Annotated in this window: 34 protein-coding genes, 6 tRNA genes and 1 pseudogene; 35 read left to right on the top strand and 6 right to left on the bottom strand. The window is 42.7% G+C overall.

Translation table 11 applies throughout. The annotated features are described in order from the left end of the window. Positions 1–181 precede the first annotated feature (181 nt). Positions 182–463 carry a CopG family ribbon-helix-helix protein gene (locus tag AC3WJJ_RS14745; RefSeq protein WP_046681343.1) on the top strand — a complete coding sequence of 94 codons (282 nt, stop codon included), beginning with the start codon at positions 182–184 and terminating at the stop codon, positions 461–463. A gap of 3 nt (positions 464–466) precedes the next feature. After that, positions 467–817 (top strand): type II toxin-antitoxin system PemK/MazF family toxin, encoded by a 351-nt coding sequence (locus tag AC3WJJ_RS14740; protein WP_422658124.1) that lies wholly within the window; start codon positions 467–469, stop codon positions 815–817. Positions 818–912: 95 nt separating this feature from the next. Here the strand turns inward: AC3WJJ_RS14740 and AC3WJJ_RS14735 are convergent, their stop codons facing one another. After that, the gene (locus AC3WJJ_RS14735) at positions 913–1,041 is read right to left on the bottom strand and encodes a hypothetical protein (RefSeq protein ID WP_422658123.1); all 129 of its coding nucleotides are present in this window, start codon (positions 1,039–1,041) and stop codon (positions 913–915) included. 210 nt (positions 1,042–1,251) lie between these two features. Here AC3WJJ_RS14735 and AC3WJJ_RS14730 point away from each other — a divergent pair, with 210 nt between their 5' ends. Continuing rightward, the gene (locus AC3WJJ_RS14730; RefSeq protein WP_492541689.1) at positions 1,252–3,462 is read left to right on the top strand and encodes a Tex family protein; all 2,211 of its coding nucleotides are present in this window, start codon (positions 1,252–1,254) and stop codon (positions 3,460–3,462) included. A gap of 62 nt (positions 3,463–3,524) precedes the next feature. Here the strand turns inward: AC3WJJ_RS14730 and cmpA are convergent, their stop codons facing one another. Further along, positions 3,525–3,653 carry a cortex morphogenetic protein CmpA gene (cmpA, locus tag AC3WJJ_RS14725; protein WP_208918012.1) on the bottom strand — a complete coding sequence of 43 codons (129 nt, stop codon included), beginning with the start codon at positions 3,651–3,653 and terminating at the stop codon, positions 3,525–3,527. Between the two features lie 79 nt (positions 3,654–3,732). Then, positions 3,733–4,083, bottom strand: a complete 351-nt coding sequence (locus AC3WJJ_RS14720) for a hydrolase/acyltransferase (RefSeq protein ID WP_492541687.1) — start codon at positions 4,081–4,083, stop codon at positions 3,733–3,735. A 186-nt stretch (positions 4,084–4,269) separates the two neighbouring features. Between AC3WJJ_RS14720 and AC3WJJ_RS14715 the strand changes: the two genes are divergently transcribed. The 8 genes from AC3WJJ_RS14715 (at position 4,270) to AC3WJJ_RS14680 (ending at position 6,521) form a co-directional block, all read left to right on the top strand. Next, entirely contained in the window at positions 4,270–4,740 is a 471-nt protein-coding gene (locus tag AC3WJJ_RS14715) for a SprT family protein (RefSeq protein WP_492542065.1), read from the top strand. A 34-nt stretch (positions 4,741–4,774) separates the two neighbouring features. Continuing rightward, positions 4,775–4,850, top strand: a tRNA-Asn gene (locus AC3WJJ_RS14710). 12 nt (positions 4,851–4,862) lie between these two features. Beyond that, positions 4,863–4,951 (top strand) — tRNA-Ser (locus tag AC3WJJ_RS14705). Positions 4,952–5,322: 371 nt separating this feature from the next. Beyond that, a tRNA-Glu gene (locus tag AC3WJJ_RS14700) sits at positions 5,323–5,397 on the top strand. Positions 5,398–5,432: 35 nt separating this feature from the next. After that, positions 5,433–5,508: transfer RNA gene (locus AC3WJJ_RS14695), tRNA-Lys, on the top strand. A 31-nt stretch (positions 5,509–5,539) separates the two neighbouring features. Then, positions 5,540–5,622 (top strand) — tRNA-Leu (locus AC3WJJ_RS14690). A 138-nt stretch (positions 5,623–5,760) separates the two neighbouring features. Then, complete coding sequence (locus AC3WJJ_RS14685) at positions 5,761–6,153, top strand: KGG domain-containing protein (RefSeq protein WP_492541685.1); 393 nt, start codon at positions 5,761–5,763, stop codon at positions 6,151–6,153. Positions 6,154–6,338: 185 nt separating this feature from the next. Next, positions 6,339–6,521 (top strand): hypothetical protein, encoded by a 183-nt coding sequence (locus AC3WJJ_RS14680; protein WP_492541683.1) that lies wholly within the window; start codon positions 6,339–6,341, stop codon positions 6,519–6,521. 191 nt (positions 6,522–6,712) lie between these two features. On the opposite strand, the gene AC3WJJ_RS14675 is transcribed toward AC3WJJ_RS14680, so the two are convergent. Next, on the bottom strand, positions 6,713–7,405 hold the full coding sequence (locus AC3WJJ_RS14675; RefSeq protein WP_492541681.1) for a hypothetical protein: 693 nt from the start codon (positions 7,403–7,405) through the stop codon (positions 6,713–6,715). Positions 7,406–7,535: 130 nt separating this feature from the next. Here AC3WJJ_RS14675 and AC3WJJ_RS14670 point away from each other — a divergent pair, with 130 nt between their 5' ends. The 6 genes from AC3WJJ_RS14670 (at position 7,536) to AC3WJJ_RS14645 (ending at position 10,206) form a co-directional block, all read left to right on the top strand. Further along, a complete protein-coding gene (locus AC3WJJ_RS14670) occupies positions 7,536–7,919 on the top strand; it encodes a helix-turn-helix domain-containing protein (protein ID WP_492541679.1) in 384 nt (127 codons plus the stop codon). A gap of 192 nt (positions 7,920–8,111) precedes the next feature. After that, positions 8,112–8,194: transfer RNA gene (locus AC3WJJ_RS14665), tRNA-Leu, on the top strand. Between the two features lie 189 nt (positions 8,195–8,383). Continuing rightward, positions 8,384–8,803 carry an organic hydroperoxide resistance protein gene (locus AC3WJJ_RS14660; protein ID WP_422658109.1) on the top strand — a complete coding sequence of 140 codons (420 nt, stop codon included), beginning with the start codon at positions 8,384–8,386 and terminating at the stop codon, positions 8,801–8,803. A gap of 244 nt (positions 8,804–9,047) precedes the next feature. Beyond that, positions 9,048–9,290 (top strand): zinc ribbon domain-containing protein, encoded by a 243-nt coding sequence (locus AC3WJJ_RS14655; protein ID WP_422658108.1) that lies wholly within the window; start codon positions 9,048–9,050, stop codon positions 9,288–9,290. 85 nt (positions 9,291–9,375) lie between these two features. Next, positions 9,376–9,654, top strand: coding sequence for a hypothetical protein (locus tag AC3WJJ_RS14650; RefSeq protein ID WP_492541676.1), 279 nt, complete (start codon positions 9,376–9,378; stop codon positions 9,652–9,654). Positions 9,655–9,786: 132 nt separating this feature from the next. After that, complete coding sequence (locus tag AC3WJJ_RS14645) at positions 9,787–10,206, top strand: thiol-disulfide oxidoreductase DCC family protein (RefSeq protein ID WP_492541674.1); 420 nt, start codon at positions 9,787–9,789, stop codon at positions 10,204–10,206. 37 nt (positions 10,207–10,243) lie between these two features. Here AC3WJJ_RS14645 and AC3WJJ_RS14640 read toward each other — a convergent pair whose 3' ends face one another. Continuing rightward, entirely contained in the window at positions 10,244–11,095 is an 852-nt protein-coding gene (locus tag AC3WJJ_RS14640) for a thermonuclease family protein (protein ID WP_492541672.1), read from the bottom strand. Positions 11,096–11,415: 320 nt separating this feature from the next. Between AC3WJJ_RS14640 and AC3WJJ_RS14635 the strand changes: the two genes are divergently transcribed. The 18 genes and pseudogenes from AC3WJJ_RS14635 (at position 11,416) to AC3WJJ_RS14550 (ending at position 26,185) form a co-directional block, all read left to right on the top strand. After that, a complete protein-coding gene (locus AC3WJJ_RS14635; protein WP_492541670.1) occupies positions 11,416–12,573 on the top strand; it encodes an AAA family ATPase in 1,158 nt (385 codons plus the stop codon). After that, complete coding sequence (locus AC3WJJ_RS14630; RefSeq protein WP_492541668.1) at positions 12,566–13,813, top strand: TadA family conjugal transfer-associated ATPase; 1,248 nt, start codon at positions 12,566–12,568, stop codon at positions 13,811–13,813. The genes AC3WJJ_RS14635 and AC3WJJ_RS14630 overlap by 8 nt, the downstream gene beginning before the upstream one ends. Continuing rightward, positions 13,810–14,640 (top strand): type II secretion system F family protein, encoded by an 831-nt coding sequence (locus AC3WJJ_RS14625; protein WP_492541666.1) that lies wholly within the window; start codon positions 13,810–13,812, stop codon positions 14,638–14,640. The genes AC3WJJ_RS14630 and AC3WJJ_RS14625 overlap by 4 nt, the downstream gene beginning before the upstream one ends. 17 nt (positions 14,641–14,657) lie before the next feature. After that, positions 14,658–15,530: a type II secretion system F family protein gene (locus tag AC3WJJ_RS14620; RefSeq protein WP_492541664.1), complete on the top strand. Its 873-nt coding sequence runs from the start codon at positions 14,658–14,660 to the stop codon at positions 15,528–15,530. Positions 15,531–15,548: 18 nt separating this feature from the next. After that, positions 15,549–15,737, top strand: a complete 189-nt coding sequence (locus AC3WJJ_RS14615; protein ID WP_492542063.1) for a Flp1 family type IVb pilin — start codon at positions 15,549–15,551, stop codon at positions 15,735–15,737. After that, on the top strand, positions 15,721–16,404 hold the full coding sequence (locus tag AC3WJJ_RS14610) for a pilus assembly protein (RefSeq protein ID WP_492541662.1): 684 nt from the start codon (positions 15,721–15,723) through the stop codon (positions 16,402–16,404). Before AC3WJJ_RS14615 ends, AC3WJJ_RS14610 begins: the two co-directional genes overlap by 17 nt. Continuing rightward, a complete protein-coding gene (locus AC3WJJ_RS14605; RefSeq protein ID WP_492541660.1) occupies positions 16,401–18,629 on the top strand; it encodes a hypothetical protein in 2,229 nt (742 codons plus the stop codon). Before AC3WJJ_RS14610 ends, AC3WJJ_RS14605 begins: the two co-directional genes overlap by 4 nt. A gap of 13 nt (positions 18,630–18,642) precedes the next feature. Next, positions 18,643–19,620, top strand: a complete 978-nt coding sequence (locus AC3WJJ_RS14600) for a TadE/TadG family type IV pilus assembly protein (protein WP_492541658.1) — start codon at positions 18,643–18,645, stop codon at positions 19,618–19,620. A 32-nt stretch (positions 19,621–19,652) separates the two neighbouring features. Then, positions 19,653–20,165, top strand: coding sequence for an A24 family peptidase (locus AC3WJJ_RS14595; protein ID WP_492541657.1), 513 nt, complete (start codon positions 19,653–19,655; stop codon positions 20,163–20,165). Positions 20,166–20,177: 12 nt separating this feature from the next. After that, positions 20,178–22,022 carry a DUF6382 domain-containing protein gene (locus AC3WJJ_RS14590; protein WP_492541655.1) on the top strand — a complete coding sequence of 615 codons (1,845 nt, stop codon included), beginning with the start codon at positions 20,178–20,180 and terminating at the stop codon, positions 22,020–22,022. A gap of 429 nt (positions 22,023–22,451) precedes the next feature. Next, the gene (locus AC3WJJ_RS14585) at positions 22,452–23,162 is read left to right on the top strand and encodes a hypothetical protein (protein ID WP_492541653.1); all 711 of its coding nucleotides are present in this window, start codon (positions 22,452–22,454) and stop codon (positions 23,160–23,162) included. A 71-nt stretch (positions 23,163–23,233) separates the two neighbouring features. After that, the gene (locus tag AC3WJJ_RS14580) at positions 23,234–23,677 is read left to right on the top strand and encodes a DUF7878 domain-containing protein (protein ID WP_492541652.1); all 444 of its coding nucleotides are present in this window, start codon (positions 23,234–23,236) and stop codon (positions 23,675–23,677) included. A gap of 196 nt (positions 23,678–23,873) precedes the next feature. Continuing rightward, positions 23,874–23,951, top strand: a pseudogene (locus tag AC3WJJ_RS14575) (hypothetical protein); the annotation flags it as partial. A 69-nt stretch (positions 23,952–24,020) separates the two neighbouring features. Further along, on the top strand, positions 24,021–24,188 hold the full coding sequence (locus AC3WJJ_RS14570) for a hypothetical protein (protein WP_492541650.1): 168 nt from the start codon (positions 24,021–24,023) through the stop codon (positions 24,186–24,188). A 218-nt stretch (positions 24,189–24,406) separates the two neighbouring features. Beyond that, positions 24,407–24,571, top strand: a complete 165-nt coding sequence (locus AC3WJJ_RS14565) for a hypothetical protein (protein WP_492541648.1) — start codon at positions 24,407–24,409, stop codon at positions 24,569–24,571. Further along, entirely contained in the window at positions 24,564–24,845 is a 282-nt protein-coding gene (locus tag AC3WJJ_RS14560; RefSeq protein WP_492541646.1) for an FHA domain-containing protein, read from the top strand. The genes AC3WJJ_RS14565 and AC3WJJ_RS14560 overlap by 8 nt, the downstream gene beginning before the upstream one ends. Before the next feature lie 506 nt (positions 24,846–25,351). After that, positions 25,352–25,888 carry a hypothetical protein gene (locus tag AC3WJJ_RS14555; protein ID WP_492541644.1) on the top strand — a complete coding sequence of 179 codons (537 nt, stop codon included), beginning with the start codon at positions 25,352–25,354 and terminating at the stop codon, positions 25,886–25,888. 63 nt (positions 25,889–25,951) lie between these two features. Beyond that, on the top strand, positions 25,952–26,185 hold the full coding sequence (locus AC3WJJ_RS14550) for a DUF7878 domain-containing protein (protein ID WP_492542061.1): 234 nt from the start codon (positions 25,952–25,954) through the stop codon (positions 26,183–26,185). 100 nt (positions 26,186–26,285) lie between these two features. Here the strand turns inward: AC3WJJ_RS14550 and AC3WJJ_RS14545 are convergent, their stop codons facing one another. Beyond that, positions 26,286–26,759, bottom strand: coding sequence for a DUF2621 domain-containing protein (locus tag AC3WJJ_RS14545; RefSeq protein ID WP_422658083.1), 474 nt, complete (start codon positions 26,757–26,759; stop codon positions 26,286–26,288). Positions 26,760–26,931: the final 172 nt, after the last annotated feature.

Raw genomic sequence — 26,931 nt, 5'->3', positions numbered from 1 at the left:
AGTACAGGTTTTCACGAACTAAGAATATAACAGTTAGTCTGTACGAACGTGCCGAATGTAGTTTATAATGAGATGCAGCATACTTGATATATCTACGGCATATATATTCTTTTGTATAAATTTCCTTGAATAACGTAATACTGGTGCACAGGGCAAGAAGGTTGTGGGGGTGTAATAGAAGGTGGCCAACATGCAGAACACCAAACGAATCATGATCAGTTTACCGGATCATCTTTTGCAGGAAGTGGACGGGATCGCTCAGCTGGAAAACTCCAACCGTAGTGAGCTTATCAGGCAGGCCATGAAGCTATACCTGAATGAACGCAAGAAGCGTTACATTCGTGAATCCATGCAGAGAGGTTACATGGAAATGGCTAAGATCAACCTGACTATGGCATCTGAAGCGTTTCACGCGGAGGAAGATGCAGACAGCACTCTGGACCGCTTAGTAAGCGGGGTGTAGACAGTGATCGTAAAACGCGGCGACGTATTTTTTGCGGATCTTTCACCCGTTGTCGGTTCCGAACAGGGCGGTGTAAGGCCGGTCCTCGTCATTCAGAACGATATCGGCAACCGGTTCAGTCCTACAGTAATTGTTGCGGCTATTACCGCTCAAATCCAGAAAGCTAAGCTTCCGACCCACGTTGAGATTGACGCGGCGTCACATGGATTTGATCGAGATTCCGTTATTTTGCTAGAACAGATCCGAACGATTGATAAGCAGCGATTAACCGATAAGATCACCCATCTGGACGAGGAAACGATGAGCAAGGTGGATGATTCCCTGCAGATCAGTTTGGGTTTGATTGATTTTTAAGTGAGTTAACGTTTAAACATATGGGATCTAGAGACTGTAATAACCCGTCGAGAGTATATCTCGGCGGGTTATTTAGTATATGTATGTGCTGATGATCAACGTTCTTCTAATGTTTGTAACTCCAAGGGGATACTTTCGGGTATGAGGGAGTACGCAGTTGCAATTATTGCGATAAAACCAACCATAAGAACGGTAAGCCATGCCCAGGATTTCAAGTTATTCAAATGTAATACCTCCATTACCAGGTTAGTCTGACTAAAATGCGCCGATAAGTGATGAGTAATTGTATATCCAGTGTAATATCGAAATCTTAAAATCAGATGAAAAATAGATGAATTTTACTTAAACGCGGCGAAGAATTGGGCAAGCTGGAAATAAGGACAAAGATTTGGGATAATGGAGTTATAGTTTTTTTGAAGAGAGAGGGATAAATATTGTCTGAATTAGAAGCTGTCGTGGAAGTGAATGAGGAACAGATCCGCCAAGAAGAAAGTGAAAGGATCGTCAAGCAAATCGCCAAGGAGCTTCAGTTGTCAGTCAAGCAGGTTCGTACAACCGCTCAGCTGTTGGATGAAGGAAATACGATACCGTTTATTGCACGTTACCGTAAAGAGATGACTGGAGAGTTGGATGAGAACGTCCTTCGTCTAATTGAGGAACGCACCAACTATTTACGTAATCTCGGCGTTCGAAAGCGGGAAGTCCTTCGGATTATAGATGAACAAGGTAAGTTGACGGATGAACTCAGAGCATCGATCGAACAGGCTGTGAAGCTTCAAGAAGTGGAAGATTTATACCGGCCATATAAGCAGAAGCGTAAGACTCGGGCAAGTGTCGCTAAGGAGAAGGGGCTTGAGCCACTGGCTTCTTGGATCTGGAGTCAGCCTAAGCAAGGGGATGCCCTCATAGAAGCTGCAAATTATGTGGATGAGGACAAGGGAGTGGCTACTGCGGAAGAAGCGCTTCAAGGAGCTATGGACATTCTGGCAGAGAATATCGCCGATGACGCTACGATTCGTTCCTGGGTGCGCAGATTTAGTATAGACCACGGGATATTAACCTCAGAAGCGAAAGATAAAGAGGCTGAATCCGTCTATGAGAACTATTATGAATATCGGGAGCTTGCCAAAAAAATGCCTCCTCACCGTATTCTAGCGATCAATCGGGGTGAGCGTGAGAACATCCTTAAGGTGGGTCTTGAGGTTCAGCCGGATTCGATATATGGCTATATCGGTAAACAAGTCATGAACGGCACTTCAGCGGTATCCGATATTCTAACTGCCGTAATTGAAGATGCTTACAAACGACTTATTGCTCCATCCATCGAACGGGAAGTTCGTGGGGAATTAACGGAGAAGGGTGAGAATCAGGCGATCTCTATTTTCGCTGGTAACTTACGCAGCCTGCTGCTTCAGCCTCCAGTGAAGGGACGCTGCGTGCTTGGCGTTGATCCGGCTTACCGTACAGGCTGCAAGCTTGCCGTTGTAGATGATACAGGCAAACTGCTTGAGGTAGCTGTCACGTATCCTACACCTCCGAATAACAAGAAGCATGAGGCTTCTGTTAAATTCAAAGAGCTTATCTCGAAATATGGCATTCAGCTTATTGTTATCGGGAACGGTACAGGTTCAAGAGAGACGGAGCAGTTTGTTGCAGAGGTTATCTCAGAAGTTGGCGACCCAGAGCTTGCATATTTAATCGTGAATGAAGCGGGAGCGAGTGTATATTCTGCTTCTAAGCTGGCTCAAGAAGAGTTCCCTGATCTAGATGTTGCAGAGCGAAGCGCAGCTTCCATTGCACGCCGTGTTCAAGATCCGCTCGCTGAGCTGGTGAAGATTGATCCGAAATCCATTGGGGTAGGTCAATATCAGCACGATGTTTCGCAGAAACATCTGGAAGAAAGCCTGAAAGCAGTTGTGGAATCCGCGGTTAACCATGTGGGTGTTGACGTGAACACAGCTTCTCCTTCGCTGCTCTCCTATGTGGCAGGTATAAATGCTACAATCGCTAAGAACATTGTGAAGTATCGTGAGGAGAACGGGAAGTTTGTTAGCCGCAAGCAATTGCAGAAAGTTCCTCGTCTTGGAGCGAAGACCTTTGAACAGTGTGTTGGGTTTATGCGAATTTCTGGCGGAGATAACACACTAGATAATACACCGATTCACCCGGAATCGTATCCGGTTGTTGATCGTCTATTCAAGGAGCTGGACGTGAGCTCTGATAAGGTAGGCACGAAAGAGCTGTCTGAGCTGCTAGATCGTCAGCCAACGGAATCACTGGCTGTGAAGCTAGATGTCGGTGTGCCAACTTTGCGGGACATTCTAGACAGCCTTCAGCGCCCAGGACGCGATCCTCGTGAAGAGCTGCCACTTCCAATTTTCCGTACGGATGTACTGAAGATTGAAGATTTGATGCCAGGTATGGAGCTTCAGGGAACCGTTCGAAATGTCATTGACTTCGGTGCTTTCGTTGACATTGGAATCAAGAGTGATGGCCTTGTTCATATCTCACAGCTTAGTGATGGATATGTAAAGCATCCGATGGATGTTGTGTCTGTTGGTGACAATGTGACGGTATGGGTACTGAATGTTGATCTGAAAAAGGGCCGTGTTGGCTTAACGATGCGTCAGCCTAAAGATCAGTAAAATAGCTATATAATAGACAAGCCCCGATCCGCAAATGGATCGGGGCTTGTTATGTGTACTTATTACTGTGCATCCGAGCTCTCACCCGGTGAGTTCCGATAAAAGAACCAGCACTCATTCAGCAGTTTAATCTGGCGTCTGTCTTTCTTACGAAAGGCACGTGTCAATTGATTGCAGAGCCATTGCGGCAAGGGTATCTCCTCCTCTTGCGATCCGTCTGTAAGGATAGCATATGGGGAATCTGCCCAAAGCGTGCAGGTCTACATCATTTTAAACCGCTTCATCTTCATACCACTGCTCAAGTTGTGCTTGAAGAGCACGAATTTCCGTCAGAAGTGATATAAGTGGGTAGTTGGCTTCGTTTAAGGATGCAAAAGTTTGCTCTAGTTCGTTTATGTAATCCAGGCCACTAACAGTCTGTTCGGTCTCCTGCAGCAAATCCAAGTTATCACATTCTGCTACTGCAAGAGGTAAATCTGGCTTGTCTGTCACCGTAAGCTTGCTAATTTCCTTATTAAGACGAAGATTGAGTGCACTTAGCTGGTAAGCGTAATCCGCAGGCATTTCTACGTATTGTAGCTTATCGTTTAATTGTAAAATCACATAACGCATGTTCGGCATGATTGTAAGTTCTCCCTCCATACTTTCCAGCTTCAGATTGTTGCAGACGAAAGCCGTTCATTTGCAGCATCCTTACTTGACAGTGTAGCTTAGGGGGAAGTTAAAATTCAAGTAGGATCCGTTATATGTTTGCGGGTATGATTAGAGATAAGGCGCAAAGAAAGAAGAGGGTACGTTATGCATGAAATGAGTAATGAAGAGTTACAGGCTTGGGTGGAAGAAATATCAATCCATAGTTTTCATATTCCATTCAAGCACCGTGCTACATTTAACCGTAGACTTTCCTCTACGGGGGGAAGATATTTTATGAAAAGCCATAATATTGAGATTAATCCTCATCAGCTTGAGATTCATGGGAAGGAAGAGGTAGAGCGAATTATTAAGCATGAACTCTGCCACTATCATCTGCATCTGGCTGGAAGGGGATATAAGCACAGGGATGCGGATTTTAAGAAGCTTCTTCAAGCCGTTGGCGGAAGTCGCTTCTGTAAAGCAATTGTGAAGTCAGATGGGAAGAAGCGAAAGCCTGAACCTTACCGTTACGTACTCCGCTGTGTCGAATGTGGCACGGAGTATAAGCGAAAACGGAAAATGGACCCAGCTCGATATCGCTGTGGTCGATGTAGCGGACATTTACGTCTTTTAATGCTTGACTAATTGCTTAGCCTATGATAAATTAATACCATAATGTTCCCTGATAGCTCAGTTGGTAGAGCACTCGACTGTTAATCGAGTTGTCACAGGTTCGAGTCCTGTTCGGGGAGCCATTTTTATTTTTTGGAGAGATACCCAAGTGGCTATAAGGGGACCCTCTGCTAAGGGGTTAGACTGCGTAAGCGGTGCGAGGGTTCGAATCCCTCTCTCTCCGTTTAGAAATACATCGTTTTTAAACAACCTGCCCTCATTTCCGGCAGGTTGTTTTTATGTGTAAAGGGATAAGAACTATTTTTTGGGGACGCCTATGTATAAACTTTGTTAGGAGGTATATTGCAGTCTCGACAGAAAGAATAGAATCCCTCTTTCTCCGGTTGGAGATCCATCAAATGAAGCTCCCACGTAATAGAGAAGAGTGCTTATCCCGACTCGTGATTTCTTGGTTATAAATGAGTAGATTAATGGGATAATTTAGCTTATTTTATAGTATAATTTTTCCTTAAAAAAAATTATTAAAAAAGCTTGTCAACATATTTAAATCTATGCTATACTCAATCTTGTCGTCACGGAGATGACAACTAATAAGGCCCGTTGGTCAAGGGGTTAAGACACCTCCCTTTCACGGAGGTAACAGGGGTTCGAATCCCCTACGGGTCACCATTTTACTTATATGGCATCATCAAGATTGTCATCGAGAGCCATTAGCTCAGTTGGTAGAGCACCTGACTTTTAATCAGGGTGTCGAAGGTTCGAGTCCTTCATGGCTCACCAGTTTTTTTTAAAAGTAGTTCCCTTTTATTATGCGGTAGTGGTGGAATGGCAGACACGCTATCTTGAGGGGGTAGTGGGTGTATACCCGTGGAGGTTCGAGTCCTCTCTACCGCATATTAAAAAGCTCCTGCAAATTGCAGGGGCTTTTTTTTGTTCATTTTTAAATAAGGACAATTTGTTTCATCTTGGGTCAGGCGGTTAATAGGATAACGTGGACGAGAAACTTCGATAACCTATAAGGAGTGATTCAAAATGGCTAGAAATACCGACAGGAAGATGAGCCGTGAAGAAGCAGGACGTTTAGGTGGAGAAGCAACTGCCAAGAACCATAACAAAGAATTCTATCAGGAAATAGGCCGGAAGGGTGGCGTATCCACGTCAGAGTCTCATGACACAGATTTTTATCAAGAGATCGGACGTAAGGGTGGCGAATCGACTTCAGATTCGCGTGGCAAGGAGTTCTACCAAGAAATCGGTCAAAAAGGCGGAGAGTCAACCTCAGATTCGCATGGAAGAGAATTTTACCAAGAGATTGGTCAAAAGGGTGGCGAATCCCGTAATCACACGGAGCATAATGGGAAGATGAGCCGCGAAGAAGCTGGGCGTAAAGGCGGACAGGCTCGTGCTCGCCAGCGTAGAAGCTAGCAATCCCTAAACGTATTCATATATGAAGATGAAATATTTCAACAGCTATAGTCTGGGATAAACCGGGCTATAGCTGTTTTGTTTTTTATTGGACAGACTGAATAGGATATACTAATTTAATGAAAATATAATCAGTCTCATATAAAAACGAGGGTAAGTTTGATGCTGGATAGAGGGCCAAGCGTTTGGCGCAATTTACTGAGTTCATGTGGCTGCAATCAAGGCGTACTCATGGCATATCACCGGCTGTTATCGTAGGCATAGGCTATGATTCTAAGGCACCTATTGTAACGAAAGAGCGCTTTTATGATTATACGGTGCAAGTAGATGAAGCAGAGTTTCCAACTCGTCTAGATGGCTCCTGGTGACCTGATACTGGCGATATAGAGGACTTTCTTATTTTTATTGAAGAAGATTTGAAGCCTGAGATAGAAACGAACTAAATGATAGATCGTTCCAAACAGGCGTTTATTACGAAATAATTATGTAGGAATAAAATGCTATATAAATAGCCTTAGTTCAAGTGTTAGAATACTGAACTAAGGCTATTTGACGTATATTAATCTACTTCACTTGAGTTGCGTGGTTCATCTAGGACAGATGAGTATTTAGGGTATAGTCTACGAATACAACTAGGACAAATATCGTGTGTGAATTCCATGGAGGTACGGCTTTCCAAAAAGCTCTCTACCGGCTCCCATTCTTCGCCTTCCCTTACATGTTTACATACAGCACAGATTGGAACATGACCGTGGATAGAGCATGAATGAGATAGCGCATGTTCTAGCCGGATTTCGCGCTGTTTATAACGAGTTATGTTCGTAAACGATACAACGATTCCTTGGGCGGTATTCTCTGTATCGGTTACAAGAGTACGCGCTTCGCACAGAATCCAGACGGTCTTACCGATTACGTCTATCGCATATTCTGCTGAATAATAATTATGGTTGCCTAATAGAACGTCCCGAACCGAAGGCAAGTAGACTTCTTCAAAAAAATCCTCATAGGAGGATCTTCCGAATACGGCTGGAGGTAGTTCAAAAAAAGAAACCCCTTGCCAATCAAATTGGGGAGAGGCACCATACTTCGAGAACATCATTCTTAGTGAATCATTAATTTGGTCTATCTTGCCGTCCGGACGGATGATCATCAGTCCAGAATTTAAGGAGTGGACAGCGTAGCACCAAGGTGTAGAAGAGAATTCAGGCAAAGGACTCGCTCCCCCGTTATAGAGACTTATGGTATGAGACAAGAAGCTGATAAAAATGGTATAATTTAGATACGCTTCCTTTCATTATACACTTACATAAGTCATTTTACAAGGGTTTGATAGCGTACATACGTATTTATTTTCTTACAGGATTGGGGAAGGCGGTTGTTTCATGCAGTCTATTTACCAACGAATCGAACATCTAATTGAAAGCCGGGGTATGACTAAGAAAGCTTTTTGTGAAACCCTCGGGATCAGCACAGGAAATTTTGGTGATTGGAAGAGAGGAAAGACAACCCCAAGCACAAATAAACTGATTGAGATTGCAGGCTATTTTGAGGTTAGTCTGGACTGGCTCATAGTCGGTAAGGGATCTCCCTCCCCAGGTATAATGGAAGTTCGAGAAATCTATGGGGCCCATAATGCACAAGGCGAGGGACGACTTCAGGTTTCAAACCTTACAGATGATGAGAAGCATTTTATAAGAGAATATTTAGAGTTTGCTAAATACAGAAAAAAGAGACGTAAAAGTGCTGGAGAGGAATCAAGCAAGTAAGGATGTATTAGTGAAGGAACGTGGGTATGGTTTATGGTTTGTGGTGCCTTGCTTTGAGACCCACAGGGTGAATGGATTCCACCATAGCGGCATCGGATCAGGGGAGTGGCTGCATGTGAATTTCCACTTTACTTCTTAGTAAGAGAGCGATATAATAAGTAATGTTCTCTTTTGGAACATTCCCTTATATATGCGGTAGTGGTGGAATGGCAGACACGCTATCTTGAGGGGGTAGTGGGTGTATACCCGTGGAGGTTCGAGTCCTCTCTACCGCATCATAAACCAGAAGAACAACCTCTTGCTTAGCAAGAGGTTGTTCTTTTTTTGTCTATTCATTTCATCCCATAAATATATCTGAGTTGATAAACACGTTTATCTTTATCGGAAAACAATCCGTTTCAATTTCGCTCATAAGTTTAAGTGATTATAGAGAACGTTAAATCAGACAGAGGAGATGATCGAGTATGCAACCATTATACACAGCAGATGTAAAAGTAACCGGAGGCCGGACAGGTGCGGTCGAATCGTCTGATGGAGTTTTGAAGCACAGCTTAAGCATGCCTAAGGAATTAGGTGGATCTGGTGGTGAAGGAACCAATCCAGAACAACTATTCGCAGCAGGCTATGGCGCTTGTTATGAAAGTGCCTTGGCGAATATCGCACGTAAAGAAGGCGTAGAGCTTAAGGATGTCGAAATCCATTCCCAAGTCATGATTGGTAAAGATGAAGGTGCAGACGGCTTTAAGCTCGCTGTGAAGATGAATATATCGATGCCTGGCATTGAACGGAGTCAAGCGGAAGATCTGGCTAAGAAGGCTCATGCTTTCTGCCCGTATTCTAAAGCGACTCGAGGCAATATTGATGTGGAGTTAAATGTAGTTTAAGCCATTCAACGATATGGTTAGGCTGATGTTGCCTAAGCATATTAGAGATGCGAATTCCTGAAGAGGCTGTCCAAATCAGTAGATCTATCTACTATATGGCGGCTTCTTCTTTTTTTTGATGAATGATTCTTGCAGTTAGAAAGTATCAGCCTCCTATGAATCGGTTGTTTTTTGATTATGCGACGTGATGCCCCTATGGTCCGTAGATACTTGTATGGTCAGTTATTGAAAGGGGAAATTAACAATGCGTATAGAAGAAATGATCGAGGAACGGTTCGTGTGCTCTAAGTGTGGGGGAACCCATTGTCAGACGAAGGAAGTGTCTATGTCTGGTTCAGGGCTGAGCAAAATGTTTGATATCCAGCATAATCACTTCCTGTTTGTCTCCTGTACGAATTGCGGATATGTAGAAGTATTTAATCCAGATATCTTGGAAGGGAAGAAGCGTGGACAGCTCGGCTCGATACTGGATGTGTTCTTTGGTTGACATCACCCTTAAAAATCTTTATTATGTCTAAGTACTAGAAAGTACAAGGTAATTAAGAAGAAATTTAAATAAATGGGTGATGCATGTGTCATACAGACCGCAAATTTCCAACGTAACTAAAGCCGGAAGCAACGATAAAGATGGGCTTTATGAGTTCATTGTCAGCCTAGCTGATGGAACAAAATGCCGTGTATTCTACAACCGTTTTCCGGAATGGAAAATGACTAATGTGAGCCGACTTGGAAAAACACCATGTCCGGTGTGCCGTAAAGATTTCATTTGCAAATGTATGGAGAAGTTCTCCACTGAACTTGACCAGCAGATGAAAGATGGCGAATGGCTGAGCAAAGCAGTTGCAGAGTAATTGAACATGGTACGATAGAGCGCGGGAGAAATTCTCCTGCGTTTTTTTCTTATATATAGGAAACGGGATTCATTAAGGATATGATGTTTAAGTAAGGTAGAGGTCATAACCTAAGGCTTGGGGGCGATTTGAATGAGTAGACCTAATGAAAGTACTGAACATCATGTTATTGTACTGATTGATGGTGTATGTCATATGTGTCAGGGGCTCACCAAATTTATTATAAAAAGGGATCCGAAAGGTGTTTTTCGATTCGCTTCACTTCAATCTGAAATTGGACAGGAGATGCTACGGCGAGGAGGATTGCCAGAGAATTTAATGGAGACAGTGGTTGTTGTAGAGAAAGGTTCCTACTATACCCAATCAGCAGCTGCTCTTAAGATTGCCCGCCGCCTGCCCTTCCCATGGCCACTGCTGTACGGATTTATTATCGTGCCACGTGGGCTTCGTAATGTCATTTATAACTGGGTAGCAAAGAATCGGTATCGCTGGTTTGGTAAAGACGATGAATGCATGATCCCGACACCGGAAATCCGGCGTCGGTTCTTATAAGTACTGGGGCTTAAGAGTATATTGGAAGTAGACTTAATTACCTTGGAGCACGAAATCCAGCTTGTTTGGCTTCGGCTTCACTACAGAACCACTGTTCTTGCTTGGTTTTGTCGTAGTATGGGGAATCCGGAGTATGATATATTTTCTCACCCTTGGAATTAATGTTGCCTTTAATATTGCAAGCATTCTTGGGTTTGTCCGTATTTGTCTTGGAGGTTGTATTTTCAGCTGAACTGCTTTCACCTTTCACTTCTTCGGCATGAAAACCGTCATTCTGCGCGTAATTCTCAACACTCCAGATCCCGAGAGCCTTCTTGCGGCTGATCTGTTGTAAATCATTGAATTTATCAACATATCTTACATTGGGCTGATAGATGTAGGCTACACGGGCAAGGCCCTGTTCGAGAAGAAGCTCTTGAACCATTTTGCCATCGGCATATACGTATGCGAGTAATCGGGAGTATTTATCACGGTTGGGTCCGATATCGAACTCGAGCTCAAGTTTCTTCGCATTTTCTACAATATCCTTCGTGAATGCTTTAGCTTCTGGACCGAATGGCTGTACACCAAGACGAGGGTGGCTCGTTTCTGGTGTGTCTACGAGTAGAAAGCGTACCTTTTCCGTCTTTTCTTCGTATTTCACGCTGATTGTATCTCCGTCCACCGCTTTCACGAGTGTAACAGGGACTCTTTTTATGTTGAGATCATCTGTAGGATATTTCTTATTCGTATTTGAGTTCGTAGGTTTAGAGGTGTTTGGCTGTGTGGTTGTATTACCGGTTTGCTCTGAAGGAGCACCCACACCTAAATCCTGCGTGATTCCTGAATCACTGCAACCTGATAACAAGATTAGGCCGGCAATTAGAAAGGGTAAGATTCGTCGTTTCATAAGTTGTCACTCTCCTGGCTAAGATGCTGTTTATTATGACTATAGGAGCTGCTATATAGGATGACGTAATATAGAGCGATTCCTTCTAGGAACGTCTGTTCCTGCCGAATTCATTATGAAGGTATTTCATCTTTTTAGCAAGAGGATGGAGGAGGAGTTATATATGATTATAAAAAAATTAGCTTGCTGGCATACAGCAAGTTATGATATTCTTATGTAAAATTATAACAAGACAACGGAAGCACCGTTCAATGACCGCTTGTAAGCGGCTTGAATGGTGCTTTTTTGCGTTGTCTTTACGAAAGAAGGGTTGTCTTAACATGCAACCGGTCAGGGTCATACTGGCTGTTCAGGACTCCAGTTATGTCGAACCATTACTCCAATACATTCATGGCAGTGAGTATGTGGAGCGGATGCAGGTAACGGCGTTTACTCAAATCGATGCCTTGCGTAAATATCGGGAATTACCCGATCTTATTGTGGGTGAGCCCGAGATGCTTGTAGCTTGGTTGTCTGAAGAGAAGTCATCTGTACCGTGGATTGTTCTGAGTGAAGGAGGAGATGTGCCTGATCTTCATGGAGGTGGACTCACAACAGCCAAATATCAGCCGCTACCTCAGCTTCTTAACCTATGGATGAATCATATCAAGGGGAATCGTGTGGGCAAGAATGATTCTCTTTCCGGCGATGCGCTCATTATTTGTATGGCTTCAGTTCTTGGAGGGAGCGGGAGAACGACCATGTCTATTAATATCGCAAGACAGCTCGGCGTCCTGGGTAAGAAGGTTTTTTATTTGAATTTGGAGACGATGAATTCGCTTAGCTTATTTCCGAGTGCTAAGAGAAGAACGGCAGAATCTAATTTTTCTAGACTACTATACGAGATCAAATCTTCTCAGGAATCGAAAGAACAAGCGGACATATCTCTTGTACCATACGTGATTCGTCATGATGGTCTGAAATGTGATGTGTTTGAACCGAATCATCATCTGAAGGAAGTATTCGAGATGACATCAGGTGATGTGGAGATTCTGATTGATCTGATCGCCAAAAGCGGTCAATACGACGTGGTTGTTATAGATACAGATAATCATAGTGAGGAACGGCTTCATGCTGTGATGAAGAAATGTACTCTCCTGTTATGGGTTCTGCTTGATGATCTCATCAGCATGTATAAGACCGGCATATGGCTTGAATATCTGGAGAAAGAGAAACCTGACTTATATGGTCAGATCGTAGCCAAAAGCAAATACATTGTTAACCGGTTTACAGGTAGTCTGGCTAATCCACTACCGCGTAAGGATATGAGGGTGGACGGAATGCTGCCTTATATTCCTTCTTGGAAGCAGGTGCAGCAGGAGGAATTGCTACTGTGCTCACCTATTTTTCAGCGGGATATATTGAAGCTTTGCAATGAGCTTCTCGGGGGACAGGATCAGATGAACATGGAGCGCAGTGGAGGAATTGCGTATGGATGAGGAGGTTTTTATCTCTATACGAAATGAGGTAAGGGCGGGTCTGGATGTTACGGCTGCCATTGGTAATCGTGAGTTGATGCAATATATCGAAGAGATCGTATGGGCGCGGCCTGAACTAACGGATCTGACAGCTTCGGCAAGGCGCACTTTGGTACGCAGAGTTTATGATGCTTTTCGTGGATTGGATGTGCTTCAGCCTTTAGTGGATAATCCCGCGATTACTGAGATCATGATCAATAGTCATAAGGATGTGTTCATTGAACAAGAAGGTGAAGTGAAGCGTCTTCAGGTTCAATTCGAGTCCCAGCGTAGGCTGGAGGATATTATTCAGACGATTGTAGGAATGGTGAACCGGGTCGTGAACGAATCTTCACCGATTGTGGATGCCCGTTTGAAAGACGGTTCTCGGGTAAACATCGTGTTGCCACCTATCGCTCTGAAAGGACCTACGATGACGATTCGGAAATTCCCCGAAACCCCTATGACGATGGAGGATCTAGTATCCAGAGGAGCCTTGAGTCAAGAAACTGCTGATTTATTACGAACACTTGTGATTGGGAAGTACAACATTTTTATTAGCGGGGGAACGGGATCGGGGAAAACAACCTTCCTTAATGCATTGTCCCAGTTCATCCCTGCTGATGAGAGAGTCATTACGATAGAGGATTCAGCTGAACTGAAGATTGTAACCGTGCCTAATCTCGTGTCACTGGAGACGCGGAATGCGAATACCGAAGGACGCGGCGAAGTATCCATTCGTGATCTGATTCGGTCTTCTCTTCGGATGAGGCCTAACCGGATTGTTGTTGGAGAGGTGCGGGGCGGTGAAGCGATCGATATGCTGCAGGCGATGAATACCGGGCATGATGGAAGCTTATCCACCGGGCATAGTAACAGCACGCAAGATATGATTAGTCGCTTAGAGACAATGGTGCTTAGTGGTGCTGATCTGCCAGTTAGTGTCGTACGTCAACAGATTAGCTCCGCAATTGATATTTTTGTACATCTTTCAAGGCTTCGAGATCGTTCTCGCCGCATCACCGAAATCAGTGAAGTCTTAGGAATGGATGGGAATCAAGTGATGATTAATCCACTATATCGCTTCCGTGAAACTGGCGAAGCAGAGGGGCGCGTAACCGGAGAACTCGAATCATGCGGTAACCCTTTGATGAACGTAGACAAGCTAGGTATGGCGGGAATAACTTCTTGGCCGCTTCAACATATAGGAGTGGTGAGATGAGAACAGCAGGACGGATGAGAAAGTCTTTGGTAACGAATGAAGATAAACAGGCGCAGCCAGTCTCTAACTTGCGTAGTAACAAACTTCCTGATTATAGAGTATACATTCTTTCGAGAGGTCAGCGTCTGTGGTGTGTGGTTTTTGGAGGCGTGTTGTTCTACATGATGGGATATCTGTTTTATCAGAATGCAGTCCTGTCCTTCCTTTTTGCATTTGGTGGATTTATCGTTCCAAGGTTCTGGCGAGAGCATTTGCTTCACCGGAGAAGAGCGACGCTGAACCTCCACTTTAAGCAAGCACTTTACTCCTTGTCATCTTCGCTGTCGGCAGGACGTTCAGTTGAGAATAGCTTTCGTGATGCTGTAGATGATCTGCTGATGCTTGATCCTGGAGCCCAAAACGATCTGATATTTGAATTAAGAGTCATTGTATCAAGGCTGGAGTTTGGAGAACCGATTGAAGCAGCGCTTCAAGATTTTGCTCGAAGAGCAGGACTGGAGGATATTACGAATTTTGCGGATGTATTCACAACATGCAAAAGGAATGGAGGTGACTTGGTCGAGGTGATACGCCGTACATCTACTGTTATTGGTGAGAAATTGGATATTCAGCAGGAAATATCAGTCATGATTGCCCAAAAGAAATTTGAGTCGAAGGCATTGCTCATATCTCCATTTCTGCTGCTGTTATTTATGAATATGACATCAGCGGATTACATGGAATCTATGCATAACTCCGCCGCAGGATTGGTCATTTCTACATTTGCACTCTTCGCGCTTGGGGGCTGCTTCTGGTGGATTACGAAGATGATGGACATTAAGGTGTGAGGAGGTGACCTTCGGTAATGATAGTGTGGGTATGCGGTGCTCTACTGATTCTGTTATTGGGTGGATGGGTGGTGTTGAATCAAAAATGTGGAGGGCGATATCGGCACTTTAGTAGGATTTCTATGGAAGGGCTTCGGCTAAGGAAGTTAACATCTCCATTTCTGTACATTCTGGAAACGACCAGGGTATCTACCCGGGCGCCCATTCTCTTTTTTCGGATACAAAGGTCAGTACAGAAGATTTATGGTCTTCGTCATAGCGCGGAGATGAGCCTGATTTTTATGGCTGACTGTCTTGCATACAGCTGGTTAGTTCTGATTGGAGGGTGTTTGTGGTCCATGAGTACGAGTGATCCAGTAGGTGTATGGGGAGGGGTTCTCCTAAGCGTTCTTCTTCCAGCTTCAATGGTGAAGGATCTTAGTAAGAAAGCACTGATTCGAGATCAAGATATTGTCATGGAGCTTCCGGAGATGTTGAACAAGATGATTCTACTGGTGGGGGCTGGGGAGAATGTTCAGAAGGCAATTGTTCATTGTGTGGAACGTAAATCAGAGGACAAACATCCTTTATATGTTGAGCTTCGAAAAATGATTGGAGATTGGGAGAGCGGACATTCTTTTCAGCAGGCATTTGAGCAATTCAGCAAACGTTGCGCGATTCAAGAGGTATCGATCTTTACAACGACAGTACTGCTGAACTTCCGGCGTGGAGGGAACGACTTTGTTGTCGCACTCCGAGACTTGTCACGAGTACTGTGGGAGAAGCGTAAGGCTATTGCACGCACAAGAGGTGAACAGGCTTCATCGAAATTGATATTTCCGATGGTCGTTATTTTTATGATTGTAATTGTATTGGTCGGTGCGCCGGCACTAATGATGATGAATATGTAGAAGGGATTGGTGATTCGTATGTTGTCTATTCTTCGCGGTGGGATGAGTTCTTTTTGGAAGGAAGAGGATGGAATTGGAACGCTTGAGATGATCCTAATTATCGTAGTAATTTTGATTATTGCCCTCTTCTTTAAAGACGAGCTGCTCAAGCTGGTAAAAAGATTGTTTAGCACGATTAACTCTAAATCTGATGAATTCATTAAATAGGATTAAGCTTTGGTTCTCGAAGAACAATGACGGGAATTTCACGATTGAAGCATCGTTTGTTCTACCGATCGTATTGTTGGTAACGGCGCTACTTCTCTTTCTATGTCTGTATGTATATCAAAGATCCTTTCTTGTACAGGCCTCATCTGCTGCTTCAGAACGTTCAGCTTTCATATGGGATAACAGTCATAAAGATGTAGCTCGTGGAGAGTTGCCAGAAGGGCAGTACGATCCACTCTATTGGAGACTTACAGAGGATCAGTTGTTATCTTCTTTATTTAGTTTAGGGAGCGATACCTCAGCACGGACCATTCCAATTCCTGGAGGGACACAGGGTGGTGAATTAACCGATATAAAAATGACTAAAGGGGCAGCTTCCATACCGAATGGAATGGAGGGTGAAATGAAATATGACAATAAGGTGTTAATACGTAAAGTGAGTACAGAATTAGCTTGGCCAATATCGATCTCTCCATTAGATAAGGTGATGTCAGGTGGAACAGAACTTAAAGTTCGTTCTAACTCGAATATTGTTGATCCGGTAGAGTTTATCCGAACCGTTGAGCTCATGCGCTACTATGGGTCTAAGTTCAAGGGCACAGGTGGAGGTCGCACTGATGCTGGGGCGGCTTCCGAGGTACTGCAGATGTATGGAGGTCGTCGATGACCATAAAGAGAGTCGGTAGAAAGGGATGGGTCGGGCTCAGAGGCTCCTCTGATGGAGCAGTCTCTATATTCTTAATTATCGCATTATCCATGGTGTTTATATTCGTGGCAGTATTTATCGATTATGCACGCGTAGCAGCCATGAAGGTCCAGAGTGAGCGGCTTGTCCGTGCTACCGTGAGGTCAGTTATGTCCTCGTATGATCCGCAGCTTCAACAGGAATATGGATTGCTTGCTTACGGTGAGAGCAGCGGGGACTACATTATGGGCAAAATGCTGAAAGACAGCTTGAGCCCAGGAGAAAGAGGTGACGCTTTTCGTCTGCTTCCCCTGGAGCTTGATAGCTCAGGTCTTTCAATTCAGCGTCCTCTCGGTAAATATGATATTTTCAATCGTCAGATTAGTGAAGATATGAAGTACAAAGCACCTATTGATTTTACATTAGAGTTAGTCAATAAGTATAAACCGCTATCTCAATCCATGAAAGAAGCTTCAAATGCTGTAGATGTTTTGAAAAAGCTACGAAAGCTATATGACAAACGGGAGGAAGCGCTGGATGACATGCTTGAGAAGCAGCGTAAAGCGGGGAAGAGTGTAGAATCTTTATCTAAATTAATCATGCATCCACCGGGAACAAGCATCACGGATGATTCGCTAGGTGGCGCTGTTCATACAGCGGCAGACGCAGCTGCACAGTATAGCGATTACTTACTTAAATCTCAAGAAGATGCATCACGCGCGTCAGATGAAGAGAAGTTGTATACGTTTCTAATCGCTTCATATCTAAGGGATGTTTCTTCTGTGTCTTCGGATATAGCAAGCAAATCAGGGAAGCTGCAGAAAGAACAGGATAAATTGCTTAAGGAAGCCGATGAACGGCTGGAAGAAGCGCGATCCATTAATGAAGAAATGAAGCAGGTCATCAAGGATGCGGAAGCCCGCTCTGAGACTGAAGGGTATGATCAAGTAACGAATAACCATTCTCCAGGGGCGGACAATTCAAGTGCTGGGGATGCGGAGATGATTCAGGCGATACGTGGACAAGCGGAAAAGCTCATCCATACGGATGAGCTACTGAATGGACTTAAGAATGAAATTGCTACTCAACAAACCCGATGGGGGCAAGTGAATGAACGAATTGAAAGTCTCCTGTCTTCTATGGGCGGATCAGGGATGAAGGGGGCTACTCTCCGTGTAAGCAGTTCGACCCAGGATTATCTTAGGAAATATGGAGTATCTGGGAGTGAGAACATTATAGAACGTGAGCTGGCCATGTTAGAGCAGTTTCGTTCCTCTGACAAGGAGCGGAAGGAGACGGAGAAGAAGGCGCAGATGAAGCTGAAGGAAGCTTACAAAGTCATCGATGCCATAAGCGGATCAAATGCTCAGAATCAAGAGATTCTGGATCAGTTCCGTGAGCTCCAGCGTTACTATGATGACAGTATTACGTTTAACAATGAACAACCGAGTGTTAGTAAAGGAACATCGAGGGAGAGAGATCCTTACGAAGCTGGGAAATCCTCAATGAATGATATGGACAATGCTTACGGCTCGATGGGGAATGTTCTTACTGGTATTCGAGATGAGCTTTTTCAGAATGAATATGCCGTTCATTATTTTCAGCATTTTGATATTACCCAGTTAGAAAAGGTTGTGAAGAATCCCGGCTCAGCCAAAGATTTAAGTGACGAGTTCGCTGTAAGTAAGCAGGAGGTTGAATACATACTTTATGGATTTCATCATCCTGCAGGAAATATCGCAGCTGCCTATGGCGAAATATTCGCTTCAAGGCTTGCCATACGAACGATGGAAGGCTTTGTAGTCAATAGCAAGATGGGGAATCCATTGCTTATCTTGGCTGCTGCTATTTTGTATGGTATTGAGCAGGCCATTATGGATATGCTCCATCTCTGTCAAAAGGGCTCCATTCAACTCTCCAAATACGTACCCGTGGAAATTACATATAGAGATCATTTACGAATGTTTTTATTTATCCATAGTAATAACGATAAGAAGTTGTCTCGGATGTTAGCTTTAATCCGGCTCAATACAGGAGTGAACCCGGCCGACAGGGGGACCTATGCATCCAGTGAAATTGTCACGGGGATACGGCTGTGGTTCTTGCCTGGAATCGCCAAGGCTATTGGTACCATTATTGGGGATGGTACGGATCAGGTGGAGGGAAATCGCTACCTAATTACTCGTAGAGCTGATTTTTCCTATTAGGAGTTAATTGATCATGCGTATGAAGTGGAGCAGGAGGCGAAGAACCTCACAATCCGAACTAGGCAGCATGGTGGTCGAGGCATCCATTGTACTGCCCATGTTCATGTTTTTTGTCATCTTCCTTATTTATATCGTCCAAATGACACTGATTTCCACAGCACTCCAGAGCACGGCCGCGGATACTGTCAAGACGGTAACATCCCATATCTATCCTGTATCCCTTGCTATAAATCAAAATCAAGGTGCCGATGGCAGTGGAGATACGAATGATGAGAACCAGACGTCACATTGGGAAATACCCAAATTATCGCTTCAGGACTGGGCATCAGATTATAGCTCTTCTCTGCCTTCTCCACTTAATGAGTGGATCATGGAAGCAGCGGCTAAGGGCGATGAACCATTGGGGCAGCTAAGAAATGAGGTGGCTGAAACTATGCTTGATCCTGTGATCAAGCCGATCTTGAAGCCATTTATGCCTGAGCGCTTACTTGAGTACGACAGAATTCACATATCGAATGTTTCCATTCCCAATCTAAAGAGTGGGGAGAGTCCTTACTTCGGCATTGAACTTAGTTATGAGCTGCCTATTCGTGTTCCATTTATGAACAAAAAGATCGTGCTACAAGCGAAAGCTCATGAACGATTATGGATTGGAGATACGGGTGAAGGTGGAGACAGTGGATCTAACGGGGATGAAGGGGAACATAGTAGCATCGAGTTGCTTGAAAAGCCAGATCCAGCTGTTGCAAGTAAACAAGCTAAAGTCAAGGTTAGGGTAGAACCGGGAATGGATGCGCAATTATCAGTCTATTACAAAAGTGGGCAGAGCACTGCCAAGTACTTAGGTTGGAAGACTGCTGATGAGAATGGATTCATCGAATGGGAATGGAACGTAGGTTTCAATACAACACCGGGTACGTGGCCTTTTATTATTGAGACGGCAGATGGAGGTCGTCTAGAAGTGATGTTTACGGTCGTTGAAAGACAGTAGGGGTAACGACACGGGTAGAAGGAGATTTTGCAATGGAATTGGCTTATGTATTATGTGGAGTATATTTAGTTGCAGCCTGTATTACCGATGTGCGCTCTATGAAAATCCCGAATTTTCTAACGCTACCCACGATGCTAGTGGGTGTGATTTATCATGGAGCAACTAACGGCCTGGAAGGAATGGCTTATTCAGCCAAAGGAATGGTTGGCGGATTTGCTATATTACTGATTATGTATTTTATGGGTGCGGTTGGTGCGGGAGATGTTAAATTGTTTGGTGGTATTGGTGCGTGGTGCGGGCTTTGGTTTACAGTTCAGGCCATCATTTATTCTGTGTTATTCGCAGGAGGAATTGGGATACTCATTTTGTTGTGGCGCCGTGAAACCTTCAAGAGATTACGAAGAATGGCTGAGAATGTAGCTGGAGTATTTATATTTAAGAGCCTAATGCCGTGGAATAACAGTAAAGAGGCCTACTTAAGATTTCCCTTTATGATTGCTGTTCTGCCCGGTGCGATCTTAACCTATATGAACGATCACTTGTAGGAGGGATGGATATTGTTCGGGCTGACTCGGGATTTTGTAGAACAGGGAGGGACCTTTATGGTTCTGGATCGACAGGAGGGACTGATGTCCAATGATCTTAGTCAGGTGCAATTGGGCATGATCCGATCCTCCCGTATTCCTTGTTTCTTACCTATGCATACGAAAGAACTGGATTTGAGTGTAACGCTACAGTACAACATAACAGGTAAACGGATGTTATCACAGGCACTTCGTGGTGAGAAGCTAACTCTGACCGAATTTTATGGATTGCTGTTACAGATTGTTTCTGCGTTGAATGATTGTTCGATGTATATGCTACGGCCAGAACAGTACATTTTGCATGAAGAATACATGTTTATTGAAGGACCGCTTCACTTGAATAAATTGTATATGACTTATGTGCCGCTTGACAGGTACGAGCGTGAATCAGAAGCATTAAGACATTCATTCAAGGACCTGGTAATGCGTCTTGTATCTTACGTATCTGAGCTGAGAGGCAGTGGAGTGCAGACCTTGATGCAGTATTGTAATGATGAGAGCTTTAATCTCCTTGGGTTGAAACAGATACTAATTGATCTGCTGGCAGGTGAAGGAGGTCATGGAGAACTACCATCTGATGTCTCTAAACCACGGATTATGATGTCAGACTCCACGATCTCTAAATTTAGCGACCCTATGAGTGATGACCCAGCTATTATTAGGGAAAAGGCTTCCGACACTCATACAAGTAGGTCGAACCTTACATATGAAAGAGGAGCGCGTTCTGATCATCCATTAACAGATATGAATTCTAGTAGCGCGTACCGTTTAAATGAGGATAGTCAGCGTACAGGGCGGAGTTCAGTAGCTGTGGAAAGCAGAGGGAAGGAATCTTCAAGAGCCATGCTCCCAGCCAGAGGGCAACCAGAACCGGATTTGTCATTAGATGATGATTCAGATGAACAGAAGAACACCTCATCAGTACGAATCTACTGGCTCTTAGGTGGTCTGCTGGGTTCAGCAACGATGTGGAGATTCCTTTATTTGAACAATCCTAGTCAAGTCATGCTGCTCGTTTCAATCCTTGGTACCATTGTGCTTGTAGGAGTATCCCTGATGGGATGGCAAGGGAAGATCGGAAAGTCACCAGATGGGCATGATGATTATTCGGAACCTTTGCCGATGTTTGATTCGGTTGAGCTTGAAGAATCAGGGAGGCAGAGGCCTAAATCATTTCGATTTCAAGCGGATAAATTGACGGGATGGTTCGGAAGCAAAGCGAAAGATAAGACGCAGGGTGAGGAATCCTCTGATCATGAAGAATGGCGTTGGGAACGACAAGCTCCCTCCTCATTACATGCTCATCAGGAATTTCAGTTTGGAGAACGGCGAAGTAACGTCAGTTCGGAGTATCAGCCCGATGACAGCGAATCAGAGACTTCATCTGGAGATTATTACAAACAATTGCCACAGCGGACAGAAATGTTGTCCCCCTCAGGTGATGCCGGAACTGTTCTTCTGGAACGTAAGGCAGGTATGACTAAGGAGGGAGAGAGGAGATCTCCTTCGCAGCCGAGCGCGTTTCTGGAAGTCATTGTTGATGACAATGGTGTAAGCGAACGAGTAGAACTTCATCAGCCACACTTTATTATTGGCCGTTCAGCGGAGGTGTCTCAGTATGTTTCTCAGATTGTAGGAACTTCACGAGCACATGTAGAGATTTCTCGGGGAACTGCTGGTTTTAAGATTAAAGATCTGGGCTCCAAGAACGGGACGATCCTAAAAGGGGAGCCGATGGTTCCATATAAAGAGTATTCCCTGGAAGAAGGAGATACGTTCTTGATTGCGGGTGGAAAGTATATGTTTCGTGTCGCATAGACTTACTCTGATGAGGTTTTATTATGAATCTAGCTCATCAGATAAAGTAATGGTAAATATCAGATTCATAGCTTCATCAACATAATACCGAAGTTTATAACAGGTTAAGTATTCTTATCTAAGAAACTTAACCTGTTTTTTCGGTAATTCCATTGAATTAATTAGGCAGGCCAAAGTTTAAGGAAACAGAATGCACTGAGATATAGAAAACATTTTGTTCGACAACGTAAATCGACTGCATTCGACGTGGGCTTGGGGATATCTTTCTACATTAGAAACAGGATTTGATTACAGTGTGAAAGATAATGCATTTCAAGTGAAGCTAGAACCTCAAACTATCTGAGAAGGAATAAAGGATTTCTATTCGGCTGATTATTTTCCTAATGGGATACCATTGCCTAATACCGTTACGTTAAGAGGAGAAAATGTATGAATATTAGTAAATGTATTGAAGATATTTTAGTAGATAGGTTCGCCCAGCTTGGGTTTAACTATGAGAAATTAGATACCGGTTGGATTTTTATAAGGGAGTCTGACGGGGTAAAGGAGTTTATCGAGATTGAAAAAAGCAATTGGTATGAAAATGCTTTAAGTTGTGAGTATCGAAAAGGAACTTCTACTAGAAATACTATTGCCTTTTCGAGAGATCGTATAGAACAGGTGCATGTTTTTTCAGACGAATCTAAGTTAAAAGAAGAATTGAAATTGATAGTAGATATAACAGAAAAGTATGCTTTAAGATGGTTTGAACAAATAAAAGTTAAGAAAAAAAACCTGCCGGATAACTTTCTTAAAGAGGAGTGGGCTCCATTACTTCAGTCATTTATCAGGAAGAATAGTATTAAATTTGATAACATTGAATCAATTTCAATCTTAGACAAGATGCTAAAACAAGAAGTTTCAAAAGAGGAGATATACTCAATAAGCTATTGTCTTGGGGAGATTATAAAACATAATTTTGGTGCGGAATGGGATTATAGTTCAGAAGATGGGCCTTATATTAAAAATATTGCAGGCTCAGAGAAGATAGTTCTCAAACCGTTTGTTCTTGTTACTAAAACAGTAATAAATTCCGATATCCTTAGTTTGGAGTATTTTTTTACAAATGTTAAAAGCGCAGTAGATGGCATCAAGAATTAATCCATGTGCACGTAAATAGTACAAAAGAGCAAACAAAGGTGAAAAACTATTATCGGAAGTGAGGGAACAATATGGTCGACCTATCCGATAAAATAAGATTTGATTTCCGTCTCAATCCAAGTCTTGATAAGAGTTCATTGAAGAAGCAATCTAAGGGGAAAACATTGCATGAGGTTGACGGTGATTTTCAGATTTACATTGATGACGTAGCCTACTTCGATGAAAAGGAATTTCTCATACTGGAGTTCGGTTTACTACTCAAAAAATGGGTGAGGAAATTCAAAAATGGCGAAATAACAAATTTTGTGTACAACTCCATTGAGCATGACAGTCCCATATTAGAATTTAGATACATCAATGGAGCGTGGGAAGTATATTCTGACTGGAGAATATCAGAAAAGGAAGTTGTGTTGTCATCTGACAAACTATTAGTTTCTAGTGAAAAATTTCTAAAAGAACTTGAAGCTAGACTTATGGATGCTTATGAAATCAAGCTGAAAAATGGGATGTTTTAAGCAATGTAGCCACAATGCGACTAACCATCGTATCGTGGCTTTTCTTTGTTTCACAACCGCGGCAGCAAGTTCAATATACCTCACCCAGTGCTGAATGAATTACCATATCCGAATCCATTGAACTTATAGGAAGTTCCTACTGTTCGACCCAAACATTCACATCTACCCTTGATGATGGTCTGAATTTTATAAAAATGGTAATATATTCATTTTGAATGATATTGATTCACATAATGAAGGGATGTGGAAAGCTGGAAAAAGAATAGCGATTTGAACTCGGATATTAACAGATATGGTACTTACGATGCATTATTAAATTATATAAAAAAAGTAGGAGATGTATATGTACAGTTACAGGATTACTAAATATAATCCGAAATATAGGGATGAGTTCGGTGCGTATACGAGAGAGGAATGGGTTTGTTTCTCTAATGTTGGTATGGAATTTAATGGTCGAATTTTTGAGTTAGAGGAATATCTGCGAACGGAGACTCTGCTATTGAACGAATAATGGACTGTTTGCAATTTAATGAATTGGAGTTATCAAATGTTATTAAATATCACAAGAACTTACGGATAACGGCATTGCACGAAATATATACAACTAATATGAAAAGATTGTATCGGAATGCTACAGAAAGCCAAAACGTATCAGGTAGGTCATTGGAAGATTTGTGTAAATTGAGATTGAGGCAACTGATGGGATTTAGGCTGACTAACGAGAACAAAATGTATGTTCATTTTGGTTATGATTATTACATGTATATTGGTGTAAGCAAAGAATGTAAGGACGTAGTAGATAGCATTCAAGCAAGTGGATTGTTTGTTGAAGAATGCGAATCACCATATTATAAAGAGGATGAAGACGCGTTTCCTGGAAGTCAACATGGATGACAATGGTGTAAGCGAACGAGTAGAACTTCATCAGCCACACTTTATTATTGGCCGTTCGGCAGAGGTGTCTCAGTATGTTTCTCAGATTGTAGGAACTTCACGAGCGCACGTAGAGATTTCTCGGGGAACTGCTGGTTTTAAGATTAAAGATCTGGGCTCCAAGAACGGGACGATCCTAAAAGGGGAGTCGATGGTTCCATATAAAGAGTATTCCCTGGAAGAAGGAGATACGTTCTTGATTGCGGGTGGTAAGTATATGTTTCGTGTCGCATAGACTTACTCTGATGAGATTTTATTATGAATCTAGCTCATATAAAATCTCATATTCACAGCTTCATCAATATAATACCGAAATTTATAACAGGTTAAGTATTCTTATCTAAGAGACTTAACCTGTTTGTTTTTCGGTTATTCCATTGAATTAATTAAGCAGGCCTAAGTTTAAGGAAACTAGAATGCACTGAGATAGAAAACATTTTGTTCGATAGTGCAATTCGACTGTATTGAACGTAAGCCTAGAAGTGTCTTTATAAGGGGTAAAAAGGGATATATGTAATATAATTGAATAAGTAGAGTTGTGAGGTTATTTTAGCGACTTGGAATTTGGGAGAACCCAATAAAAAATTGGAGAACCAGAATCCTTGGACACCGTGATTTAGTTCAGCATTACATTGAGAGGGTGGGCTATCTTCTGCCCGCTCAGGGGGAAATCGTTACAGATTAAAGGGCGTAATTTAAAAATGTTGTAATTATGAAAACTTATGAAGGGGTAGAGTAGTAGTGAACCTACAAAAACTTATCATTATTAAATTCCCTATATTTATATTACTTACAATCACTATTTTAGCCAGTTGTGGAGGGAACAATATACGTCCAGAAAAAGTATTAAATAGCTTCTCAAAATTAATAGAGAATAATAATATTGATGATCTTAGTTTGACAATATATTATATATCTCCATCAAATCTTACTCGTTCTCCTTTAAGTGTTGATGGTTTAATTAACAGTAATTACGTCTATAAAGAGGTCGTTAACGGTAGCAGTTTGGAAGAACATATTGATCTTCTCAATCAATTAAATAATCATGTTTTAATACCTGTTGGAAATAAATCTAGTATAGATGCCCGATTTTATTACGTATTCGAAAATAAGAAGAATCGTAAGATACTTGATGTTTCTATGTGGGGCAATGATAACAGCATTTTTGTTAATGGGCTTGAAATTCAAGAGGATGATATTTTTTACGATATCGTAATGCCACTTCTATCTGAGGATGGAGTCAAAGCATTGAAGACATATTTAGGTAGGGAGAAGTAAAAATAGAAGGGGGCACAATCAAAAAACTACTTCGGGAGCGATGAACATAGATCGACTTATTCTATAAAATTAAATGCAGGTGAGACAACAAATTTCATTTATAACTCGATTGAGCATGACGGCCCGATATTAGAATTTCGTTACATCAATGAAGCGTGGGAGATATATTCTGACTGGAGAATATCAGAAAAGGAAGTTGTGCTGTCATCTAATGATTTATTGGTTGTCAGCAAACTAACTACAATGCGATTAGCCCTCGTATTGTGGTTCTTCTTATTAGGCAGCGGATCCCTGTAGTCCTTTACTTTAACTATGATTAATCTGACTATGACTCAAAAAAGCCCTCTGCCTCTTACGGACAAATTCCGCAGGATGCAGGGGGCTTTATGTAAGTGCTCTACTTATTAATGAGATGCTGGTAAGGTGTATAGTCGATGCCTTTTTTGTGAAGAAAGTTCATAAGGAACTTATAATCACGTTTCGGTGTGGCTACGATATAACCCTTAATGCAGTGATCACGAGTTACTTCACTAGATCCGGTCTCTACGGCTATTTTACCAATTTCGGCTGCAATCGAGTGTTTCGCGATATCCCGAAACGGGCCAGGAACCGGCATCACAAGTTCGCCTAAGAATGCTTTGGAATCCTCTGTCCAGAGGGGACGGCTTCGCTCAACCCAATAATTCTGCCAGTCCAGCTTGGACTTGCCATCGGCTTTGGGCAGTACTTTTAAAAATTTGCGGAACATGAAGAATCCACCGACACACATCAGTCCGAGCATGACCCATCCCCAAAATGCAATGGAGTTCATGAACCAAGACGGCGGTGCACTGGTAGTCAAAGTCTTAAGGATGGCCGCAGTGTTCAGCATCTTTATCTCACCTCTATGATTAATGTCACCTATTACTTTTATATGAATTATAACGTAGTTCCCTACATATTTCGAGCATATTAGGTAAATTTACCCTTGAGTGAAGCAAGGTCACTGAGGCGTATCAATGCACCTAACTTGCTAGTAGAGTGCTAAGGTTCCATACTTGTTT

The sequence above is a fragment of the Paenibacillus sp. FW507-14B1B genome (genome assembly GCF_058781425.1).
Note: the sequence above shows the minus strand (reverse complement) of the source record. Positions and strands in the feature narration are given on the sequence as shown.

Excerpts from the sequence above, each read along its gene's own strand:
- AC3WJJ_RS14720 (WP_492541687.1), bottom strand. The coding sequence starts at position 4,083 with ATGCCGAACATGCGTTATGTGATTTTACAATTAAACGATAAGCTACAA.
- AC3WJJ_RS14715 (WP_492542065.1), top strand. The coding sequence starts at position 4,270 with ATGAGTAATGAAGAGTTACAGGCTTGGGTGGAAGAAATATCAATCCAT.
- AC3WJJ_RS14685 (WP_492541685.1), top strand. The coding sequence starts at position 5,761 with ATGGCTAGAAATACCGACAGGAAGATGAGCCGTGAAGAAGCAGGACGT.
- AC3WJJ_RS14670 (WP_492541679.1), top strand. The coding sequence starts at position 7,536 with ATGCAGTCTATTTACCAACGAATCGAACATCTAATTGAAAGCCGGGGT.
- AC3WJJ_RS14660 (WP_422658109.1), top strand. The coding sequence starts at position 8,384 with ATGCAACCATTATACACAGCAGATGTAAAAGTAACCGGAGGCCGGACA.
- AC3WJJ_RS14655 (WP_422658108.1), top strand. The coding sequence starts at position 9,048 with ATGCGTATAGAAGAAATGATCGAGGAACGGTTCGTGTGCTCTAAGTGT.
- AC3WJJ_RS14645 (WP_492541674.1), top strand. The coding sequence starts at position 9,787 with ATGAGTAGACCTAATGAAAGTACTGAACATCATGTTATTGTACTGATT.
- AC3WJJ_RS14640 (WP_492541672.1), bottom strand. The coding sequence starts at position 11,095 with ATGAAACGACGAATCTTACCCTTTCTAATTGCCGGCCTAATCTTGTTA.
- AC3WJJ_RS14635 (WP_492541670.1), top strand. The coding sequence starts at position 11,416 with ATGCAACCGGTCAGGGTCATACTGGCTGTTCAGGACTCCAGTTATGTC.
- AC3WJJ_RS14630 (WP_492541668.1), top strand. The coding sequence starts at position 12,566 with ATGGATGAGGAGGTTTTTATCTCTATACGAAATGAGGTAAGGGCGGGT.
- AC3WJJ_RS14625 (WP_492541666.1), top strand. The coding sequence starts at position 13,810 with ATGAGAACAGCAGGACGGATGAGAAAGTCTTTGGTAACGAATGAAGAT.
- AC3WJJ_RS14620 (WP_492541664.1), top strand. The coding sequence starts at position 14,658 with ATGATAGTGTGGGTATGCGGTGCTCTACTGATTCTGTTATTGGGTGGA.
- AC3WJJ_RS14615 (WP_492542063.1), top strand. The coding sequence starts at position 15,549 with ATGTTGTCTATTCTTCGCGGTGGGATGAGTTCTTTTTGGAAGGAAGAG.
- AC3WJJ_RS14610 (WP_492541662.1), top strand. The coding sequence starts at position 15,721 with ATGAATTCATTAAATAGGATTAAGCTTTGGTTCTCGAAGAACAATGAC.
- AC3WJJ_RS14605 (WP_492541660.1), top strand. The coding sequence starts at position 16,401 with ATGACCATAAAGAGAGTCGGTAGAAAGGGATGGGTCGGGCTCAGAGGC.
- AC3WJJ_RS14600 (WP_492541658.1), top strand. The coding sequence starts at position 18,643 with ATGCGTATGAAGTGGAGCAGGAGGCGAAGAACCTCACAATCCGAACTA.
- AC3WJJ_RS14595 (WP_492541657.1), top strand. The coding sequence starts at position 19,653 with ATGGAATTGGCTTATGTATTATGTGGAGTATATTTAGTTGCAGCCTGT.
- AC3WJJ_RS14585 (WP_492541653.1), top strand. The coding sequence starts at position 22,452 with ATGAATATTAGTAAATGTATTGAAGATATTTTAGTAGATAGGTTCGCC.
- AC3WJJ_RS14580 (WP_492541652.1), top strand. The coding sequence starts at position 23,234 with ATGGTCGACCTATCCGATAAAATAAGATTTGATTTCCGTCTCAATCCA.
- AC3WJJ_RS14570 (WP_492541650.1), top strand. The coding sequence starts at position 24,021 with ATGTACAGTTACAGGATTACTAAATATAATCCGAAATATAGGGATGAG.
- AC3WJJ_RS14565 (WP_492541648.1), top strand. The coding sequence starts at position 24,407 with ATGTATGTTCATTTTGGTTATGATTATTACATGTATATTGGTGTAAGC.
- AC3WJJ_RS14560 (WP_492541646.1), top strand. The coding sequence starts at position 24,564 with ATGGATGACAATGGTGTAAGCGAACGAGTAGAACTTCATCAGCCACAC.
- AC3WJJ_RS14545 (WP_422658083.1), bottom strand. The coding sequence starts at position 26,759 with ATGCTGAACACTGCGGCCATCCTTAAGACTTTGACTACCAGTGCACCG.